This window comes from Mycobacterium colombiense, from assembly GCF_001665835.1.
Classification (GTDB): domain Bacteria; phylum Actinomycetota; class Actinomycetes; order Mycobacteriales; family Mycobacteriaceae; genus Mycobacterium; species Mycobacterium colombiense_A.
On sequence record NZ_LZSX01000073.1, the window covers coordinates 214334 to 229716 of the forward strand.

15 protein-coding genes and 4 tRNA genes are annotated in these 15383 nt (G+C 65.9%); 9 read left to right on the plus strand and 10 right to left on the minus strand.

Annotated elements, in window-relative coordinates:
• Positions 1 to 87 precede the first annotated feature (87 nt).
• Genes pstS through pstB form a run of 4 tightly spaced genes read left to right on the plus strand, consistent with a single transcriptional unit; the run spans position 88 to position 3997 of the window.
• On the plus strand, positions 88 to 1209 hold the full coding sequence (pstS, locus tag A5760_RS15955) for a phosphate ABC transporter substrate-binding protein PstS (protein WP_064882386.1): 1122 nt from the start codon (positions 88 to 90) through the stop codon (positions 1207 to 1209).
• A complete protein-coding gene (gene pstC, locus A5760_RS15960; protein ID WP_419538249.1) occupies positions 1196 to 2296 on the plus strand; it encodes a phosphate ABC transporter permease subunit PstC in 1101 nt (366 codons plus the stop codon). Before pstS ends, pstC begins: the two co-directional genes overlap by 14 nt.
• Complete coding sequence (pstA, locus tag A5760_RS15965) at positions 2293 to 3207, plus strand: phosphate ABC transporter permease PstA (RefSeq protein WP_064882387.1); 915 nt, start codon at positions 2293 to 2295, stop codon at positions 3205 to 3207. Before pstC ends, pstA begins: the two co-directional genes overlap by 4 nt.
• A 13-nt stretch (positions 3208 to 3220) precedes the next feature.
• On the plus strand, positions 3221 to 3997 hold the full coding sequence (gene pstB / locus A5760_RS15970) for a phosphate ABC transporter ATP-binding protein PstB (RefSeq protein ID WP_064882388.1): 777 nt from the start codon (positions 3221 to 3223) through the stop codon (positions 3995 to 3997).
• A 19-nt stretch (positions 3998 to 4016) separates the two neighbouring features.
• Here pstB and phoU read toward each other — a convergent pair whose 3' ends face one another.
• From phoU to A5760_RS15995, 5 genes are all read right to left on the minus strand, one after another.
• Entirely contained in the window at positions 4017 to 4685 is a 669-nt protein-coding gene (gene phoU, locus A5760_RS15975) for a phosphate signaling complex protein PhoU (RefSeq protein WP_064882389.1), read from the minus strand.
• A gap of 59 nt (positions 4686 to 4744) precedes the next feature.
• Complete coding sequence (locus A5760_RS15980; RefSeq protein WP_196772114.1) at positions 4745 to 6715, minus strand: LCP family protein; 1971 nt, start codon at positions 6713 to 6715, stop codon at positions 4745 to 4747.
• A 298-nt stretch (positions 6716 to 7013) separates the two neighbouring features.
• Positions 7014 to 8147 (minus strand): tRNA dihydrouridine synthase DusB, encoded by a 1134-nt coding sequence (gene dusB, locus A5760_RS15985; protein WP_064882393.1) that lies wholly within the window; start codon positions 8145 to 8147, stop codon positions 7014 to 7016.
• Between the two features lie 7 nt (positions 8148 to 8154).
• Complete coding sequence (locus A5760_RS15990; RefSeq protein ID WP_064882395.1) at positions 8155 to 9177, minus strand: acyl-ACP desaturase; 1023 nt, start codon at positions 9175 to 9177, stop codon at positions 8155 to 8157.
• Positions 9178 to 9346: 169 nt separating this feature from the next.
• Positions 9347 to 9961 (minus strand): TetR/AcrR family transcriptional regulator, encoded by a 615-nt coding sequence (locus A5760_RS15995; protein WP_155764350.1) that lies wholly within the window; start codon positions 9959 to 9961, stop codon positions 9347 to 9349.
• A 70-nt stretch (positions 9962 to 10031) separates the two neighbouring features.
• Between A5760_RS15995 and A5760_RS16000 the strand changes: the two genes are divergently transcribed.
• Complete coding sequence (locus A5760_RS16000; RefSeq protein WP_064882398.1) at positions 10032 to 11105, plus strand: oxygenase MpaB family protein; 1074 nt, start codon at positions 10032 to 10034, stop codon at positions 11103 to 11105.
• Between the two features lie 21 nt (positions 11106 to 11126).
• On the opposite strand, the gene A5760_RS16005 is transcribed toward A5760_RS16000, so the two are convergent.
• From A5760_RS16005 to A5760_RS16015, 3 genes are read right to left on the minus strand one after another with little or no spacing between them, the layout of a single operon-like run.
• Positions 11127 to 11330 carry a hypothetical protein gene (locus A5760_RS16005; protein ID WP_064882400.1) on the minus strand — a complete coding sequence of 68 codons (204 nt, stop codon included), beginning with the start codon at positions 11328 to 11330 and terminating at the stop codon, positions 11127 to 11129.
• Between the two features lie 43 nt (positions 11331 to 11373).
• On the minus strand, positions 11374 to 11781 hold the full coding sequence (locus A5760_RS16010) for an ArsR/SmtB family transcription factor (protein WP_064882402.1): 408 nt from the start codon (positions 11779 to 11781) through the stop codon (positions 11374 to 11376).
• 44 nt (positions 11782 to 11825) lie between these two features.
• Positions 11826 to 12323: a nucleoside deaminase gene (locus A5760_RS16015; protein ID WP_064882404.1), complete on the minus strand. Its 498-nt coding sequence runs from the start codon at positions 12321 to 12323 to the stop codon at positions 11826 to 11828.
• A 118-nt stretch (positions 12324 to 12441) separates the two neighbouring features.
• Here A5760_RS16015 and A5760_RS16020 point away from each other — a divergent pair, with 118 nt between their 5' ends.
• Positions 12442 to 13341 carry a class I SAM-dependent methyltransferase gene (locus A5760_RS16020; RefSeq protein WP_064882405.1) on the plus strand — a complete coding sequence of 300 codons (900 nt, stop codon included), beginning with the start codon at positions 12442 to 12444 and terminating at the stop codon, positions 13339 to 13341.
• 40 nt (positions 13342 to 13381) lie between these two features.
• On the opposite strand, the gene A5760_RS16025 is transcribed toward A5760_RS16020, so the two are convergent.
• Positions 13382 to 13457: transfer RNA gene (locus A5760_RS16025), tRNA-Lys, on the minus strand.
• Positions 13458 to 13581: 124 nt separating this feature from the next.
• Here A5760_RS16025 and A5760_RS16030 point away from each other — a divergent pair.
• The 3 genes from A5760_RS16030 to A5760_RS16040 all read left to right on the plus strand — a co-directional run bounded on the left by A5760_RS16030 (position 13582) and on the right by A5760_RS16040 (position 13864).
• A tRNA-Glu gene (locus A5760_RS16030) sits at positions 13582 to 13654 on the plus strand.
• A 29-nt stretch (positions 13655 to 13683) separates the two neighbouring features.
• Positions 13684 to 13760 (plus strand) — tRNA-Asp (locus tag A5760_RS16035).
• A 27-nt stretch (positions 13761 to 13787) separates the two neighbouring features.
• A tRNA-Phe gene (locus A5760_RS16040) sits at positions 13788 to 13864 on the plus strand.
• A gap of 31 nt (positions 13865 to 13895) precedes the next feature.
• Here A5760_RS16040 and A5760_RS16045 read toward each other — a convergent pair.
• Positions 13896 to 15272 carry a TIGR00366 family protein gene (locus A5760_RS16045; protein ID WP_064882812.1) on the minus strand — a complete coding sequence of 459 codons (1377 nt, stop codon included), beginning with the start codon at positions 15270 to 15272 and terminating at the stop codon, positions 13896 to 13898.
• Between the last annotated feature and the right edge of the window lie 111 nt (positions 15273 to 15383).

Consider the following 15383-nt stretch of genomic DNA (forward strand, 5'->3'; position numbering starts at 1 on the left):
TATTTTCGCCGTCGCTTGGCAACCTCACATCAGAGATGGCCAGCGGCGCCTAAATGCGTCCGGGGACGCGTCAGGAAAGCGAGATCGGTGAGGCTCGACAGGCAGGGCAGGGCGCTGGCCACCATGGCGTTGGCGACGGCGCTCGGTGCCGGAGCACTGACCGGCTGCGGCAGCGACGAAAACCCCCGCGGGGTCAGTGCGCCCAGCTCCGGCGTCACCGGAACGGCGGGGTGCGGCGGCAAGGACAAGCTGACCGCGGAGGGCTCGACCGCTCAACAGAACGCCGTCACGGTGTTCAACCAGGTCTGGGGCCAGTACTGCCCGGGCAAGGGCCTGGCCTACAACCCGACCGGATCGGGTGCCGGCCGTGAGCAGTTCATCGCCGGACATGTCGATTTCGCAGGCGCGGACTCTCCCTTGGTCGCCGACCAGATCGGGCCCGCCGCCAAACGCTGCGACGGGAACCCGGCGTGGGACCTGCCGCTGGTCTTCGGCCCCATCGGGATCGTCTACAACCTGCCCGGAAATCCCGCCCTGGTGATCAACAGTGACGCGCTGGCCAAGATCTTCACCGGCAGGATCACCAGCTGGAACGACCCGATCCTGGCCGCCCTGAATCCGGGCACGGCGCTGCCCGACACCAAGATCACCCCGATCTACCGGTCCGACTCGTCGGGAACCACCGACAACGTCCAGAAGTATCTGACCGCGGCCGCGCCGCAGAGCTGGTCCAAAGGGGTCGGCACGGAATTTCAGGGCGGCGTCGGCGAGGGCGCCGCGAAGTCTGCCGGCGTCATCCAGGCGGTACGGGCCACCCCGGGCTCCATCGGATACGTCGAGAAGGGCTTCGCCGACCAGGCCGGCGTGCCCTACGCCAAAATCGCCACCCGCGGCGGCGTGATTCCGCTGACCAACGACACGGCCGGGAACGCCGTGAACGCGGCCCGATTCCTGGCCGAGGGCGACGACCTGGTGCTCGACCTCAATGCCATGTATGGCTCCGAGGAACCGGGTGTCTACCCGTTGCTGCTGGTCACCTACGAGATCGTGTGCTCAAAGGGCTACGACGCGCAGACCGCCGCGGCCGTCAAATCGTTTCTCTCCATATCCGCCACGAGCGCGCAGGGCGAACTCGCGAGGGCCGGCTACACCCCGCTGCCCGATAAGGTCAGGGAACGACTGATCACGGCCATCAATGCGATGCAGTAAAGCAATTGAATCTGGTTTCAAGGAGCGACAGCAGACCTGTGACGGGATCACAGTGACAACGCCAAACCCCATCCACGCGGGTTCGGGTGCGGTTGTCGCCGCACCGTATCCGGAAAAGCAGGCCACGCCCACCAGCCCCTGGGGAGAGGGGCGGCCCCATGTGGCGGACCGGGTCTTCCGCTGGCTCGCGCAGTCGTCGGGCTTGGTCATCATCGTGGTCATCGCCGCGATCGCCGCGTTTCTGCTCGGACGCGCGATACCGGCGCTGCACCGCAATCGGGAGAACTTCTTCAGCTACGGCGGTGTGTGGGTCACCACGGACACCTCCGCGATGCACTTCGGCATCGCCAGCCTCGTCCCGGTCACCGTGGTCGTGTCGCTGTTCGCGTTGATCCTGGCCATGCCGGTCGCGCTGGGCGTGGCCATCTTCATCACCCAGTACGCGCCGCGGCGGGTCGCCACCCCGCTGGCATATTCGGTCGACCTGCTGGCCGCGGTGCCCTCGATCATCTACGGAGCGTGGGGCCTGTACGTGCTGGCGCCGCAGCTGCGGCCCGTCGCCGTCTGGCTCAACCGTTCCCTGGGCTGGTGTTTTCTGTTCGCCAGCGGCAACGCGTCGCCCGCCGGTGGGGGCACCATCTTCACCGGCGGCATCGTCCTGGCGGTGATGATTCTGCCGATCATCACCGCGGTCACGCGCGAGGTGTTCGTCCAGACACCGCAGGACCAGATCGAGGCCATGTTGGCGCTCGGTGCCACCCGCTGGGAAGTGGTCAAGACGGTCACGCTGCCGTTCGGCCGGTCGGGCTACGTCAGCGGCTCGATGCTGGGGCTGGGCCGCGCCCTGGGGGAGACGGTGGCGCTGTTGATCATCCTGCGGGGCACCCAGTCGGCGTTCGGCTGGTCACTGTTCGACGGCGGCTCCACCTTCGCGACCAAGATCGCCGGCGCCGCGGCCGAATTCGACGACCGGTACAAGGCCGGCGCGTACATCGCGGCCGGGCTGACGCTGTTCGTGCTGACCTTCGTGGTCGACGCCTTCGCGCGGGGCGCCGTCGCCGGAGCCGGGCGAAAGGGCGCCCGATGACCTCGATGCTGGACCGCCCACTCAAGCCGCGGACGTTCTCGCCGGTCAGCTGGCGCCGACGTATCACGAATTACGTTGCGACCCTGCTGGTTTCGCTGTCGCTGCTGGTCGCGGTGACCCCACTGGTGATGGTGCTGTGGTCGGTGGTCGCCAAGGGCTTCAAGGCGGTGGCGTCGACCACGTGGTGGTCGCACTCGCAAGCGGGGATGACGGCATTCGTGACCGGGGGAGGCGCCTACCACGCCCTGATCGGCACCCTGTTGCAGGGATTGTTATGCGCCCTGATATCCGTCCCACTCGGCCTGATGGTCGCGATCTATCTGGTCGAGTACGGCGGCGGCACCGCGCTGGGCAGATTGGCCTCGTTCATGGTGGACATCCTCAGCGGTGTGCCGTCAATCGTTGCGGCGCTGTTCATCTATGCGCTGTGCGTGGCAACACTGGGACTCCCCCGATCGGAGTTCGCGGTGTCGCTGGCGCTGGTCCTGCTGATGCTCCCGGTGATCGTGCGGGCAACTGAGGAGATGCTGCGGATCGTCCCGGTGGACCTTCGCGAGGCCAGTTACGCGCTGGGCATCACCAAGTGGAAAACCATTGCCCGGGTGGTCATCCCCACCGGGCTGTCCGGCATCGTCACCGGGATACTGCTGGCTATGGCCCGGGTGATGGGGGAGACGGCGCCGCTGCTGATCCTCGTCGGTTACGCACAATCGATGAACTTCGATATCTTCAGCGGATTCATGGGGACGCTGCCCGGCATGATGTTCAACCAGACGACGGCGGGCGCGAGCCTCAACCCCATCCCCACGGATCGGTTGTGGGGTGCCGCATTAACCCTCATCCTGGTGATCGCCACAATCAACGTCGCGGCCCGGGTGATAGCGAAATTTCTGGGCGTCAGAAAGTCATAGGCAGGAGCAGTAAGTGGCCAAACGGTTGGACCTCAAGGGCGTCAACATCTATTACGGATCGTTTCACGCGGTCGCGGATGTGACGCTATCGGTTCTGCCCCGCAGCGTGACGGCGTTCATCGGCCCGTCGGGTTGCGGCAAGACGACGGTGTTGCGCACGCTCAACCGGATGCACGAGGTGGTGCCCGGCGGACGGGTCGATGGCAGCGTGCTTCTCGACGACGAAGACATCTACGGTGCCGGCGTCGACCCGGTCGGCGTGCGCCGGGCCATCGGGATGGTGTTCCAGCGGCCGAACCCGTTCCCCGCCATGTCAATTCGCGACAATGTCGTCGCCGGCCTGAAGCTGCAGGGTGTGCGCAACCGCAAGATGCTCGACGAGACGGCCGAGTATTCGCTGCGCGGGGCGAACCTGTGGGACGAGGTCAAGAACCGGTTGGACCGGCCCGGCGGCGGACTGTCCGGCGGGCAGCAGCAGCGCCTCTGCATCGCGCGGGCCATCGCCGTGCAGCCCGATGTGCTGCTGATGGACGAGCCGTGTTCGGCGCTGGACCCGATCTCGACGATGGCCATCGAAGAGCTGATCAGCGAACTGAAGCAGGACTACACCATCGTCATCGTCACGCACAACATGCAGCAGGCGGCCCGGGTCAGCGACTATACGGCGTTCTTCAACCTGGAGGCCGTCGGAAAGCCAGGGCGGCTGATCGAAGTCGACGACACCGAGAAGATCTTCTCCAACCCGAGTCAGAAGGCGACCGAGGACTACATTTCCGGCCGCTTCGGCTAGCCGGGCGCCGCAGTGTCGCTTACTGCGAGGCGGATTTCGCTTCTTCCTCGGGCAGTCTGCCCGTCGCCTGGAAGATGACCCGCCGGGCCACCTCCACGGCGTGGTCGGCGAAGCGCTCGTAGAACCGGCCGAGCAACGTCACGTCGACCGCCGCCGCAACGCCGTGCTTCCATTCCCGGTCCATCAGCACTGAGAACAAATGCCGGTGCAGATCGTCCATGGCGTCGTCTTCTTCGCGGATCCTGGCGGCCTTCTCCGGGTCGCGCGACAACACCACCTCTTGGGCGCTGTTGCCCAATTCGACTGCGATGCTCCCCATTTCGGCGAAATAGCCGTTGACCTCTTCAGGCAACGCGTGCTGGGGATGGCGCCGACGGGCGATCTTGGCGACGTGCAGCGCCAGCGCGCCCATCCGGTCGATGTCTGCCACCATCTGGATGGCACTCACAATGGCTCGCAGATCGCCGGCCACCGGTGCCTGTAAAGCCAATAGCACGAAGGCGCTTTCTTCAGCCTGCGCACTCAGCTCGGCGATGGCTTCATGATCGGAGATGACTTGTTCGGCCAGCACCAAGTCGGCCTGCAGCAGAGCCTGGGTGGCCCGCTCCATGGCGATTCCTGCCAAGCCGCACATCTCGCCGAGGCGCTCGGACAACTCCGAGAGTTGTTCGTGGTAGGCGGTCCGCATAGCACCAAGCCTACGGTCTCGCCGCCCGAAACGGACAGCGGAGCGCCGTCAAAAAGCGGTTACTCGCAGGTGGTGTCGGCCGCATTGGTGACGGTCAGGTCCTCGGGCAGCTTGGCCGGCGCATTGCTTGAACCGCGCTCGATTTGCAGGCTCATCGACGATCCGCTGGGCTGCGGGCTGGCGACCGACTTGAAGTCGGGGCCTAGGACCACCTGCACGACCTGCCCGTAGCCGGAAACCCGCTGGACTTTCGCGTTGGCGAACGAGGATGCGACGGTGGCGGCGGCCTCTTCGTTGCCGGGCGAGAACAGCACGGTCGTCGCGTTCACCGAGCTCGGATAGTCGTCGGGCGACATCACGTTGAAGCCGTCCTGCTTGAGCTGGGTGGTGGCGGTGGCAGCCAGGCCGGTTTGCGTGGTCGCGTTGGAAACCCGCACCGTCACGCCGGTGGGCGAGGTGGTGGTGATCTGCTCGTGTTGCGCCTCGGGCGCCGGTGCGGGCGTCTTCTTGGTGGTCGGCGCCTTCGACGGGCCCTTCGTCGGAGCCGTGCTCAGATTCTGGGCGTTCTGGTCGTTCTCCTCGGGCAGCGGCTCGTCGTTGATGACCGCGTCGAACAGCGCTCGCACGTCGGCCATCCGCGGCGGCTCGTCACCGTTCTGGTCCGTCACACCGGTCGGCACGGTCACGAATGTGACGTGCCCGGCCGCCATGCCTTGCAACGACTGACCGAGTTGGATCAGGTCCTTGGACCGCACGTTGTCGACGACGGTGTCGCTGATGAACATGTTGACGACGTTGTTGAGCTTGTTGGGGTCGAGCAGCGTGTCCTCGGAGATCAACGACCGCAGCAGCGACGACAAGAACAGCTGCTGGCGCTTGATCCGGCCGTAATCACCATTGACCTCGGTGGTGACCTGGCGCGCCCGCACGTAATTCAAAGCGGTGGAGCCGTCGAGGACCTGGCGTCCACCGTGTTCGAGGACCGTGCCCAACTCGTAGTCGTGCAGCGGCGTGCTCGAGCAGACCTCGACGCCACCGAGGGCGTCGACCATCTTCGCGAAGCCGGAGAAGTCGACGGCGATGAAGCGGTTGATGTTCAAGCCGGACAGCTTCTGGATTTCCTTCACCAGGCATTTCGGGCCGCCGAAGGCGAACGCCGAGTTCAGTTTGGTCTCGGTGTAGACCATCTTCGGGCCGTAGGTCTTGGTCTTCGGGTCGTAGAGGGGCCCGTACTTGCCGGTTTCGGGGTTCCACGCTTCGCACTGCATCGGGGTGATCGCCAGGTCGCGGGGGAACGACACCGCCACCACGCGCTTACGGTTGGCCGGAATATTGACCAGCATGACCGTGTCCGAGCGTTCTCCGTCGGCGTCGTCGGTGGTTCCGGCGCCCATGTTGCCGTTGTCGCCCGACCGGGAGTCAAGGCCGACGATCAAGAAGTCCTCGTCGCCGTACTGCCCGCCCGGGTCACGGATATCGCTGGAGTCCTGGTCCAGCGCGCTGATCGTGTTCAGCCGGGCGTTTTTCGACGAACTCCACTGCCACGCCCCACCGGTCATGGCCAGGGCCAGCACCGCAGCCAGGGCGGCCGTCGACCGCGCGGCCACCAGCAGCGGTCGGCGCCGGCGTCCCGGTTCCTCGGCGCCGGCGTCGGGGGCCAGGTCCTCTGGGTCGTCGTCGTTCGGATAGTCGGCGGCCTCGAGGGCGCGAAGCTCGGCGACGGCGTCCATGGAGTAGGCCAGGTCGTCGATGACCTGCGTTTTCTGCAGCTCGATCGGCAGGCCCGGCTCGGCGCCGAACGGCTCGACCTCCGGATCCTCGGCAGCGGCACGATGGTGGACGGGGCGGCCGGGCGCGCCGATTTTGGCGATCAGATCGGCGACGCTGACGCCACCGCCGGTGTGGGATCCGCCCTGTTCGGGTTCTTCCTCGCGCGGCACGACGGGCTCGCTCGGGGCGTCGGGCTGCCAGCGGTGCAGGTTGTCGTCGGCGGGAGGCTCGAAGAATCGCTCCCAGGGAGCGGCGCCCAACGGCGCCGGGACCGCCGCGATCGGGCGGGCGTGCGCCCCGCCCGGGCCGCGCCGACCATTACGAGTGGCGTCGCTCTCGGCGTCACTCATGTCGTACCGGCCTCCGAAGCTCTGATGCAGACGTCAGCGTGTCCGTGCGTAGTGTCAGCGCAGCCCCGCATTGCGAGCGCTCCCGCTGGTGCCAACCACTTTTGTTGCCCTGGTGCAGCGGCACGGAACCCATCCGCCACCCAAACGCATGCAACAAAGCCCACATCGTACTGAGTTATTGGTCCAGACGCGATCTCGAGTTGTCGGCTCAGCCGCCGGAGTGCATGACGTCGGCGCCGGCCGGCACCGTGCAGTCGTCCGGGTCGGTCAGCCAACCTTCCGGCAGCACCACCCGTGCCGGTGAACCCTGCCGGCCGCGCGGGCCCGTCGCCTCATCCGGGAATTGCACGGTGCCATCCAGCCGGTCGAGCAGACAGTCCAGCTCGTCGAGCGTCTTGACCATCGCCAGGGCCCGGCGCAGCTCGGAGCCGGCCGGAAAGCCGTGCAGGTACCAGCCGATGTGCTTGCGGATGTCGCGCATGCCCTTCTCCTCGCCGAAGTGCGCGGCAAGCAGCTGCCCGTGCCGTCGAACGATATCGGCGACCTCGCCCAGCGTGGGCGGCTCGGGTGGCGGGCTGCCCGTGAACGCGGCCGACAGCTCGGCGAAAAGCCAGGGCCGGCCCAGGCAGCCGCGGCCGATGACGACGCCGTCGCAGCCCGTCGTGGCCATCATGGTCAGCGCATCACTGGCGTCATAGATGTCGCCGTTGCCGAGCACCGGGATCGTCCGCACCTGCTGCTTGAGCCGGGCGATCTCCTCCCAGTCGGCGGTGCCGGAGTAGCGCTGCGCCGCCGTGCGGGCATGCAGCGCGACCGCGGCGGCCCCTTCGGTTTCGGCGATGCGGCCTGCATCGAGGTGCGTGTGGTGTTCGTCGTCGATGCCGATGCGGAACTTGACGGTCACCGGTATCCGGGTGCCCTCGGTGCCGCGCACCGCCGCGGCGACGATCTGACCGAACAGCCGCCGCTTGTACGGCAGCGCCGACCCGCCGCCGCGCTTGGTCACCTTGGGCACCGGGCAGCCGAAATTCATGTCGATGTGATCGGCCAGGCCTTCGTCGGCGATCATCTTGGCGGCCACGTAGGTGGTCGCGGGGTCGACGGTGTAGAGCTGCAGCGAGCGCGGCGACTCGTCGGCGGCGAACGTCGTCATATGCATGGTGGCCGGATGACGCTCGACAAGCGCACGCGCCGTTACCATCTCGCAGACATAGAGCCCGCTGACGGTGCCGACCTTGGCTTGCTCGAGCTCACGGCACAGCGTCCGGAATGCGACGTTCGTTACGCCCGCCATCGGTGCCAGAACCACCGGGCTGGCGAGCGCGATGGAACCGATGCGCACCGCTTGGTTACCGCCGGCTCATCGTCAGCGTGCCCGAGGTCCGGTGCAGCTCGGCTGCGGTGACCTTCTTGCCGGTGCGGGCTTCGCGGTCGAGCTGGCGCTGCTTCGAGATCTCGAACTTCTCGCAGGTTTGCTCGAGTTCCTTGATCAGCAGCGCGAGGTCGTCGCGCATGGCGGCCGCCTCACCGGTGAAGTCCTCACGCTCGAAGATGCGCCATTTCTTCAGCACCGGCATGACCACGTCGTCGAGGTGGATGCGCGGGTCGTACACGCCGCCCACGGCGATGACGACGGCCTTGCGCCGGAACTCGGGCACCTGGTAGCCCGGCATCTGGAAGTTGCGCAGCACCTTGTGCAGCGACCTCATCGCCTGATTGGGCGCGGCCGCGAAACCGGCGTCGCTGACGTCGCGGTAGAAGATCATGTGCAGGTTCTCGTCGGCGGAGATCTTGGCCAGCAGCTGGTCGGCGATCGGCTCGTTGCAGGCCTTACCGGTGTTGCGGTGCGAAATCCGGGTCGCCAGCTCCTGGAACGTGACATAGATGACGGAGTCGAACAGGCTCTCGGCGAACAGATCGGCCCGAATCTGCTGGTTCTGGCCCGGGCTGAAGCCCCGGTTCACCACTTCGATGCGCAGCTTCTCCAGCTCGACCGGGTCGACCGCGCGGGTCACCACCAGGTAATCGCGCAGCGCGATACCGTGCCGGTTCTCCTCGGCGGTCCACCGGTTGACCCACTGGCCCCAGGCGCCGTCCATGCCGAAGTTCATCGCGATCTCGCGGTGATATGAGGGCAAGTTGTCTTCGGTCATCAGGTTCTGCACCATCGCCACCTGGGCGACGTCAGACAGCTGGGACTGACCGGGCTCCCAGTCCTGCCCACCGAGTGCGTAGTAGTTCTTGCCGTCCGACCACGGGATGTAGTCGTGCGGGTTCCAGTTCTTGTGCATGCTCTCGTGCCGATTCAGGTACGTCTCGACGAATGGCTCGAGCTCGTGCAGGAGCTGTAAGTCGGTCAGCGCGGCTGACATACGGCCTCCAGTTATCTGTGTCGATGGGTAGCAGTCAATATATCTGTGTACTTCAGTAGCATCAAGTTCCGGTCCGGCGCGGCATGTGACGGTTTGATGCCGGTTTCGAGTTGCCGCGGTTTACAGGTCTAGTTGTACGGCTTGCCGATGCGGCGCAATTGAAAACGCGTTATTGCGACTTGCCGAGCTCGCCGGCCGGGACGTAGGGCGCGGCCGTGATGTACAGCATGTTGATGCAATAGTCGATGAATTGCTTGCGGGTGGCGCCGAGCTGTCCGTGCAGGTAGGCGGTGAACAGGCTGGACAGCCCGCCGATCAGGCTGGTGGCGATCATCTTCTGCAGCACGGCGTCCCCGATGCGGGACAGCTTGCGTTGCAGCAGGTCGATGAAGTTGGGCATCCACTCGGCGCCGGAGCGGGTCAGAATCGGCTCCACGGTCGGCGCCAGCAACAGCACGCGTCCGCCGACCGGGTCGTCGACCATCAACTCGACGAATCGCTCGACCGCTTCGCGCGGGGTCGTCGCCGACGTCAGGGTGTTCATCGCGCGCGTGCAGACGTCGTCGTAGACCGCGCGCACGAATTCGTCACGGTCGGCGAAGCTTTCGTAGAAGTAGCGCTCGGTCAGCGCGGCCTCACGGCAGACCGCGCGCACGGTCAGCGCCGGCCCCTCCGGACTGCCGAGTAGCTGCACGCCGGCGCTGATGAGGTTGTCCCGGCGAAGCGCGAGGCGACTCTCCAAGGGGACGCCGGTCCAGCGTCCCCGTCGTTGACCCGTCTGCACATCGCTCCTAAGCTCTAAAGTGACAACGGTTGTAGTCAAAAATTCCAACGATACCTACAGGGAACCAATTGTGACTCAAGATACGTCCGCATCGCGCCCCCTGACCAGCGACGTAGCACGCAGCGACGTCGTCGGTGCCGTTGAGCAGTCGGTTTCGGCCGGGCCGGCCGACGCGTCCGACGGTGTCGCAGGTGGTTGCCCGGTGTCGCCGGCGGGGTACGACGCGCCGCCCGCACCGCTGGGACCCGACTCGCTGACCTGGCGATACTTCGGGGACTGGCGGGGAATGCTGCAGGGTCCGTGGGCGGGTTCGATGCAGAACATGCACCCGCAGCTAGGGGCGGCGGTCATCGATCACTCCACGTTCTTCCGCGAGCGCTGGCCGCGTCTGTTGCGTTCGTTGTATCCGATCGGGGGAGTCGTGTTCGACGGGGACCGCGCCCCGGGCACGGGTGCCGAGGTCCGCGACTACCACACCGACATCAAGGGCGTCGACGAACAGGGCCGCCGCTACCACGCGTTGAACCCCGACGTCTTCTACTGGGCGCACTCCACCTTCTTTATGGGCACCATCCATGTGGCCGAGCGATTCTGCGGCGGGATCACCGAGGAACAGAAGCGGCAGCTGTTCGACGAACACGTCGAGTGGTACCGGATGTACGGCATGAGCATGCGGCCGGTGCCGGCCTCCTGGGAGGAATTCCAGGTCTACTGGGACCACATGTGCCGCAACGTGCTGGAGAACAACTGGGCGGCCCGAGCCGTGCTCGATTTGACCGAGCTGCCGAAACCCCCGTTCGCGCAATGGATTCCGGATCTGTTGTGGGCCGCGCAACGCAATCTGTTGGCGCCCTTCTTCGTCTGGGTGACGGTCGGCTTGTACGACCCACCGGTGCGGGAGTTGATGGGCTATCGCTGGTCACGCCGCGACGAGTGGCTGCACCGGCGCTTCGGCGACCTCGTCCGAGGCGTGTTCGCCCTGGTGCCTCCCAGATTCCGCAAGCACCCGCGGGCACGGGCCGGCTTGGACCGCGCCAGTGGGCGGATCCCGCTCGATACGCCCCTGGTGCAGACACCGGCGCGCAACCTGCCGCCCGAAGACGAGCGCGGTAACCCAAAGCATTACTGCCCGACGGTCTCCTGAGCCAACCGGGCGCCGGTCGCGCTATTCGTGGCTGTGACCGTGAACGTCTTCCAGGCCCGCCTGATGCAGGTGCTGATGGGTGTGTTCGGTCCCGTCGGCGTGAGCGTGTGGGTGTTCGTGCTCGACGTGCTCGTGCTCGTGGCTCGTGTGCGCATGGGCGTGGGTCACGTCGCCGTGCTGGTGCTCGTGCGCATGCGGCGTGTCGTGGGTGTGCTGTTCGGTCATTGCGGTTCTCTCCTTTGTGAAATGCCTTGTGGTTGTTGCTCGCTCAGCGGCCGGCGCTGCGCTGCCGGCTGGGCGGGCGGGACGACTCGGCGACGGCCTTGAGCCCGCTGTCGCGTCGGTGGTGACCGGGCACCCCGGGGCCGGCGTGCTCGGCGTTGAAGACCGCGTCGATGACGAGCTGACGGACGTGGTCGTTTTCCAGGCTGTAGAAAATCGTCGTGCCCTCCCGGCGGGTGCGGACCAGGCGTGCCATCCGCAACTTCGCGAGGTGCTGGGAAACCGACGGCGCCGGCTTGCCCACGTGCTCGGCGAGTTCTTTCACCGACATCTCGTGGTCGGTCAACGACCAGAGCGCCTGCACGCGGGTGGCGTCGGCCAGCATCCGGAACACCTCGACCACCAGGTTGGCCTGGTCGTCGGGCAGTCGGCCTTTGCCATTATCTGCATGCATACGCAAATACTAGCGAAAGTCGATTCGGCTGCCAAGGGCGCGGATCAGGCCGACGGGACCACCGTCGACTGGCGGCCGCCGTTGCGCTCGTTCCAGAGCCGGTAGACCTGCACGGCGTCGTCTTTGGGCTCGTAGCGCATGGGCAGGCGTCGCTGGTCCCATTCCTTCGCGAATTCGTCGTAGAACGTGGACAACTCGAAGTACTTGCGGTCATCCAGGTAGTACTGCTCGTAGCTGTCCCGGGTGGTCAGGAACACGACTTCCTTGGGTGAGCAGTAGTACAGCGAGCCCAGGCACATCGGGCATGGATGGGCCAGCACGTAAATGGTGGCGTCGACGAGGTGCTCGGTGCCCAGCTTCATGCAGGCCTCGCGGATCGCCAGGATTTCCGCGTGGGCGGTGGGATCGTTCGTCTGGGCCACCTTGTTGGCGCTCTCGGCCAGCACCGCGCCGTCCTGGACGATGACGGTCGCGAACGGGCGGCCACCCTCGTCCACGTTTCGGCGAGCCAGGTCGATCGTCCGCTGGGCGAAATCGGACATGGGTCCTCCGGCGTAGAACGGGAGCAGATAACTCGGAGAGTAGTCCCGCCGCCGGAATGCGACCTTGTGATACTAACTAGATCGTCTATGTTTTTTCTGACCCGATTAAGGGGGCACCATGGCGCGCGCCGAACGTGATCGTTGGAACCTGGCGACGAGTGTCGGGGCGACGGCGACGATGGTGGCCGCTCAGCGGGCGCTGTCATCCGACGCGAAGTTGATCGACGACCCGTACGCCGCACCGCTGGTGCGCGCGGTAGGGATCGACGTCTACGTCCGGTTGGTGAACGGGGAAATCGCCGCCGGCGGGAACACGGAGTTCGACCCGCAGCGGATGGCGCAGGGGATGGCCTGCCGAACCCGGTTCTACGACCAATTCTTTCTGGACGCGACCCGCAGCGGCATCGGCCAGGCCGTGATCCTGGCGTCGGGCCTCGATTCCCGCGCCTACCGGCTGCCCTGGCCGCCGGGGACGGTCGTCTACGAGGTCGACATGCCAGAGGTGATCGAATTCAAGACGCTGACGCTGGGCGACCTGGGAGCCGAGCCGAGCGCCGAGCGGCGCACCGTCGCCATCGACCTGCGCGACGATTGGGCCTCGGCCCTGCAGGCTGCCGGATTCGATCCGCAGGCCCCGTCGGCATGGAGCGCCGAAGGCCTGGTGGTGTACCTGCCCGAGGAAGCTCAAGACGCGCTATTCGACAACATCACGACGCTGAGTGCCCCCGGCAGCCGTCTCGCCTTCGAATTCGTGCCTGACACTGCCGTTTTCGCCGACCCGCGGTGGCGCGCCCACCACGACCGGATGAGCGAACTCGGGTTCGAGCTCGACTTCAACGATCTCGTCTACCACGGTCAGCGCAGCCACATCGTCGACCACCTGAGCCAGCGCGGCTGGCAGACCAGCTCCCAGACCATTGCGGAGCTGCATGCGGCCAACGGGTTTGTCTACGCCGACGACGACGTCGCCGCGGCCTTCGCCGATGTCACCTACAGCAGCGCGGTGCTCGGGCAATGAGCCGTGATTCCGGCGCGCACGGCCGGGGCCGTGCGCTTTGTGGTGCCCCCACTAGGACTCGAACCTAGGACCTGCGGATTAAAAGTCCGTAGCTCTACCAACTGAGCTATAGGGGCCGCGGAGATTCAGGATACTTGGACCGAAAACGCGGCTCGTTTGAGGATTGGGCACACCGTGACCTAAGCTGACGTGGCTCCCAACGAAACCACGTTGCGAGTACCCCGGAGTGATTCGGTTCTGGCCCCCATCGTCTAGTGGCCTAGGACGCCGCCCTTTCACGGCGGTAGCACGGGTTCGAATCCCGTTGGGGGTACGCGACGCGGTGACGCGGAGCAGCAGCAAGGCCCTGTGGCGCAGTTGGTTAGCGCGCCGCCCTGTCACGGCGGAGGTCGCGGGTTCGAGTCCCGTCAGGGTCGCCAAGCGCGGCGAGGCAATCGCTGCCCTCCGGCCAGGTAGCTCAGTCGGTACGAGCGTCCGCCTGAAAAGCGGAAGGTCGGCGGTTCGATCCCGCCCCTGGCCACCAAGGATCTGCGAGTTGTCGGCGTACTGCCGCGTCAAACCACGTAGGGCGCAATCAGAGTGGTGGCACCCAACACCACCAACCCGATCAGGAACGCGACGATCGTGAAGCCCATCACCTGACGGACATTGAGTTTCGCGATCGCGAGCAGGGGCAGCAACCAGAAGGGCTGGATCATGTTCGCGACCCCTTCGCCGACGGCGACCGCCATGGACATCAACCCGAGGTAAGCCGGCGAGGTCTGGCCTACCGCGCGCGCCGAGTCGACCGCGATCGGGCCCTGCACGGCCCAGTGCCCGCCGCCGGACGGCACGAACAAGCTGATGATCAACGAGCCGATGAAGGTAAAAAACGGCAGCGTGTACTGCGTCGCGCCGCTCACCAGCCCGTGGGCCAGCAGCGTCTGCAGGGGCACTGCCTTGCCGCCGGCGTGCGAGGGCGCATAGCCGAGCAGAGCAACCAGACCGCCGTAGAGCGGGTACTGCAGCAGGAGCGGACCAGACACCTTCGCGGCGCCGGTGAATGCCCGGATGAACCGGATCGGCGTACGGTGCAGCAGCGCACTGGTGATCGTGAACAACATGATCATCGACGAGATGTTCAGCGCGAAACCGCTGAGGCAGAAGTAGGCAATGCCCGCGGCGAACACGAGGACATTGAGAATCCACTGGTTTTCCAGCCATTCGGCGAACGATCGCTTGCCCTCGGTCTTGACCCCGGACTGGCCCTCGTCCTCGAACACAGCGGGATGGGGCGCAAGGCTTTGCGTCGGCTGCATGCGCCAGATAGCCAGCGCGAGCAGCGCCAGCACGACGATCACCGACAGCCAGCTGTAAGGCTCGAAGATCGTCAGCTTGAGCGGCACCGTGGCGCCAGTCATCTTGTGGATCACGTTGATTGGGCTGCCGTCGTCCGTGTTCGCCAGCGCGATCGATGACGACAGTCCCTGCGTCCAGACAATGAAGCCCATGAACGCCGCGGCGATGAGGTAGCCGAAATGTGTGTCGGTGAAGCGCCTCGCGACCTGGCGGGCGATCAGCGCACCCGCGACCAACCCGAGCCCCCAGTTCAGCAGGGACAGTGCGGCGCTCAAGCCGAAACAGAGCAGGGCTCCCTGCACCTGGTTCCTCGGCTTGCCCGCGATGTAGACGATGGCCCGCTTGAGAACCGGCGCCTCGGCGAGCGTGTAACCGGTCACGAGGATCAAGACCATCTGAAAGGCAAAGGTAAAGATATTCTGCGATCCCCACACGCCCCCGTACCACGCCTTGAGCATGCCGCTCGCCGATGCGCCGCGCACCAAGAACGCAACCAGGGCGGCGACGATGACGGTGAGGATGACCGCGAACAGGTAGGGGTCGGGCATCAGCCGTTCGACATACCGGACACAGAGCGCGGTGAAGGCTTGGATGACGCCGCGGTGTCTGGGTTTACCGTCTTCTTCTGACGCGCTTGGCCGTTCGGCCTCGGGCTCGGGCGCCTCGGTTGCGGCCTTGGGTTCATCGCTCGTCGTCATCGACAT